3 protein-coding genes are annotated in these 2,724 nt (G+C 51.2%); all 3 read right to left on the bottom strand.

The window, feature by feature from the left end; genetic code table 11:
• A partial coding sequence (locus OEM52_14770; GenBank protein MDK9701396.1) for a hypothetical protein occupies positions 1-1,221 on the bottom strand: 1,221 nt, incomplete at its 3' end.
• Positions 1,222-1,228: 7 nt separating this feature from the next.
• Positions 1,229-2,542 (bottom strand): transcription termination factor NusA, encoded by a 1,314-nt coding sequence (gene nusA / locus OEM52_14765; protein MDK9701395.1) that lies wholly within the window; start codon positions 2,540-2,542, stop codon positions 1,229-1,231.
• Positions 2,539-2,724, bottom strand: a 186-nt coding sequence (locus OEM52_14760) for a hypothetical protein (GenBank protein MDK9701394.1), incomplete at its 5' end; no start/stop codon positions are given. The genes OEM52_14760 and nusA, both read right to left, overlap by 4 nt.

Below are 2,724 nucleotides of genomic sequence, written 5' to 3'. Positions count from 1 at the left end.
CGCCAGCGTTTGCCGTAACTGTGATTCGACTGCCTGCGTATCGACACTCTTACGCGATTTCGGGCGACGGGAACGAGCGATCTCCGGTAATGCTGCCGGAGCAACCCGCTCTTTTAAAGCCTTCGACTTCGCCCGTACCAACTCGTCCGCCTCGGCTTTGGTAAGCTTACTGAGGCGTTTCCATTTCTTCTCGCCTTCCCCGGTTGTTTCGGTTTTCGCTGCATCGGTGGTAGCGGCAGGAGCGGCTGGACGTGCACCGGGAGCACCAGAGTGCTTTGCTGAAGTGGTCGGAACCGGTGATGGACGCGGAGGCGCTGCTTCGCGGGGTAAGTTCGCTATACCACGCGGAACTTTTGTCAATGCGTGTGGAGGTGTTTCCGGTTTACGACGAACCCGCGGCGGTGCTGGTTCACCCGTCGAAACAATTTTTAAGCCACTATGCTTTGGCAACGGAATATGGGCGCCTTCCGGTATCGTAGGTTTTGCCGGATGGGCAGCTTGCGTTGCTTGTGCAGCTTGCGGTTGCTTCGGTGGCGGAGGAGGGGTAGAAGGAGTAACTGGAGTCGCCGTGGTTTCTACCACTGGTTGCACTACGACTACCGGCGGCTGTTCTACAACTGGTTCGGAAACTACAGTTACCGGTTCGACGACCACAACCGGTTCCACCGGGGCGACCACTGGTTCTGGCAATGGTTGCATCGATACTACAACCGGTTCCGGTTCGGGTTGTGGAACAACTTGAGGCTGTGGTTCCGGCTCGGACACTTGCACAGGTTCGGGAGCAACTTCGGGAACCGCTTCCACAACGGGCTCGGGAATCACCACTACCACTGGTTCCGGTTCGTCAGCCGGTTCCATCGATTGTGCTGGAACAAATGCAAATTGTTCCGCTTCATCAATGGGAGCATCGAGATGGGTCGTCCGTTTGATTTCCTGCTCGATGCGAGCCATTTCTTCACGGCGCTTCTGCTCTTGCTCACGTCGCTTCAAATCCTCACGAGCCTTATCCTTCTCTTTTTCGATGCGAAGGTATAGGTCGTGGTTGAATTTTTTGACGCAAGCAATGTACATCGTTTCCGAAATCGGATGGTTTGCTAACGCTTGCGGCGCTTTTTTCGGGATCGCATTGCCGACCGAAGTGAGATAATCAACGACATCTTTAATCGTTTGATGAAGCTCAACGGCAACTTTTCCCAACTGATACGTCTTATCCGGGTCCAATCGTTCCTCACCCTTCTCGCGAAGACTGGTCGAAGTATACACTTAACTCACGAATGAAACTGCTGATTGAATCTTCATCCGTATTTAAAATCGCATGTAGTTTTGCCGGTTCGTTGTCGTAAAGGCTCAATACTGCTTCAGCAGTCGCTACACCATGTTCGGTTAACGCTGCTACGTAGTGTTCCGGAATTCCAAACACTTCGCCAATCGGCAACTCATCGGCATAGTAAGCCGACTGTTTTATCGGTCGAATCGTAAAGTTCTTTCCTACGATTTCGGAAGCCAAGCGGATGTTTTGATGCCGGCGACCGATAGCAAGCGCAATCTGATCGTCGGGGATAACCGCTACTGCACCCGAACCGGAAGGATCAAATAGTATTTCCACCGGGGTTACGGGATTCATCGCACGGCGAATCAACAATTCGCGATCATTGGTATAAGCGATGACGTCGATTTTTTCCCCGTTCAGTTCGCGTTGGATTGCTTGAATCCGCACGCCTTTCATGCCAACGCACGCGCCAACCGGGTCAATTCGTTTGTCATTGGAGTCGACAGCAATTTTTGTACGTTCACCGGCATCACGGCTGATTTGCCGGATTTCGATGATGTTGTCCTGAATTTCCGGCACTTCCAATTCAAACAAGCGGCGAACTAACAGCGGATCACGGCGGCTGACAATAATTTCCGGGTCTTTATTGGTTCGGCGCACTTCGATGATAACTGCTTTGATAGTATCGCCACGACGATATTTCTCGGTACGGATTTGTTCGTTACGAGGGAAGAGTAATTCCGCTTTATCGACTGCGACGCGTATTCCCTCGGGGTGAATCTGACGCACTTCGCCGATGATGATTTCGCCGATGCGTTTTTCGTATTCGGCGAAGGTGTTTTCCTGCTCCTGACCACGAATCTTTTGTATCAACATCTGACGGGTCGACTGTATCAGTCGTCTGCCAAAGGTGCGATAATTCACAAAGTCGATATAGCTACCGCCGACCTGCCAGTCATTCTCGTCGAAATCGTATCCTTCATCATCCGCAATCTGTTTCTGCTTAAACCGAGCCTCGGATACTGCAATCTGCAATTCGGGTTGTATTACTTGATCGTCTTCAACGATTTCCTTTTCGACGTAGATTTCAATATCGCCTTTGTCGAAGTTAAACACGACTTGAAACGGATCGCCGGTTTCCAACTTAAACATTTTCTTGAGTGCGGTCTTGAATACCTCTTCCAGAATCGTCTGTAATCGTTCTCGTTCCAGCGATCGTTCGCGTAATACTAACGCAATATTTTCGACGATTTCCTGATGGTTGTCGGTCATCGCCGGCTTCCTTTCTTAGCTTGCGACTTGGCAGCGGGCTTTCCCACTTCGGCAAACACCACTTTTCCCTCCCCAATGTTTTCCCACGGAATCGTCACCGGTTCCCCATCGACAGGTTCGATAGTTGCCCCAACTTCTTCCGACGCCGTAAGGATTCCAATTGTTATACGTTGCTCGTTCCG

It is taken from the genome of bacterium (assembly GCA_030247525.1).
GTDB lineage: Bacteria > Electryoneota > JAOADG01 > JAOADG01 > JAOADG01 > JAOTSC01.
This window is presented reverse-complemented; position numbering and strand designations above follow the sequence as displayed.

Excerpts from the sequence above, each read along its gene's own strand:
- nusA (MDK9701395.1), bottom strand. The coding sequence starts at position 2,542 with ATGACCGACAACCATCAGGAAATCGTCGAAAATATTGCGTTAGTATTA.